Below are 815 nucleotides of genomic sequence, written 5' to 3' on the forward strand. Positions count from 1 at the left end.
TTCCGTTACCTAAGAAGTAACGGATGAACATGGGGTAAAAAAATATGATTTTAACGAAACCGAAATCAGTAAATGCCGGGCCTAGTAGTGGGACAGGGGAAGGCGTAGCACACTCAAAACGCTGGTATGTAGCACTCGTTCGAATGCATCACGAGAAAAAAGTTGCCGAGCGTTTATCTAAGATGGGAATTGATTCTTTTGTTCCCGTTCAACAACAAATTCATCAATGGAGTGACCGTCGTAAGATGGTTGATACAGTCTTACTCCCAATGATGGTTTTTGTACATGTCAATCCAAAAGAACGTATGGAAGTCCTTTCATTTTCTACGGTCAGCCGTTATATGGTGATGCGTGGAGAGAGCACTCCTGCCGTTATTCCTGACGAGCAGATGGCCCGTTTCCGTTTCATGCTCGATTATTCCGAAGAAGCAGTCTGTATGAATGATACTCCACTAGCGCGTGGTGAGAAAGTTCGTGTCATAAAAGGTCCTTTGAGTGGACTTGTTGGCGAACTTGTGACTGTAGGCGGGAAGAGTAAGATTGCCGTTCGTTTAAATATGCTTGGCTGTGCTTGTGTAGATATGCCAATCGGTTATGTAGAATCCACAAAAATCACCAATGACAACACGAAGAAAATTTAACGTATTTCTATTCATTCTGTTGCTGGGAGTTTTTTCTCCCTTAATGGCTCAAAGCATGAGCGACTCCCAAGTTCTTGAATATGTCAAGGATGGCATCCGCCAGGGTAAAGAACAGAAACAACTAGCCTCTGAACTGGCACGTAGAGGTGTGACCAAAGAACAGGCAACTCGTGT

At 43.8% G+C, this 815-nt stretch carries 2 protein-coding genes; both read left to right on the top strand.

Translation table 11 applies throughout. From position 1 onward, the window contains the following. Positions 1 to 44 precede the first annotated feature (44 nt). Positions 45 to 641 carry a UpxY family transcription antiterminator gene (locus DXB58_RS26285; RefSeq protein ID WP_004297022.1) on the top strand — a complete coding sequence of 199 codons (597 nt, stop codon included), beginning with the start codon at positions 45 to 47 and terminating at the stop codon, positions 639 to 641. Beyond that, on the top strand, positions 619 to 815 hold a 197-nt coding region (locus tag DXB58_RS27630; protein ID WP_147338750.1), incomplete at its 3' end, for a hypothetical protein. The genes DXB58_RS26285 and DXB58_RS27630, both read left to right, overlap by 23 nt.

Source organism: Bacteroides sp. OM05-10AA, from assembly GCF_003439055.1.
GTDB lineage: Bacteria > Bacteroidota > Bacteroidia > Bacteroidales > Bacteroidaceae > Bacteroides > Bacteroides intestinigallinarum.

What these genes read in the sequence shown, in the direction of transcription:
- DXB58_RS26285 (WP_004297022.1), top strand. Translation starts at nt 45, where the DNA reads ATGATTTTAACGAAACCGAAATCAGTAAATGCCGGGCCTAGTAGTGGG.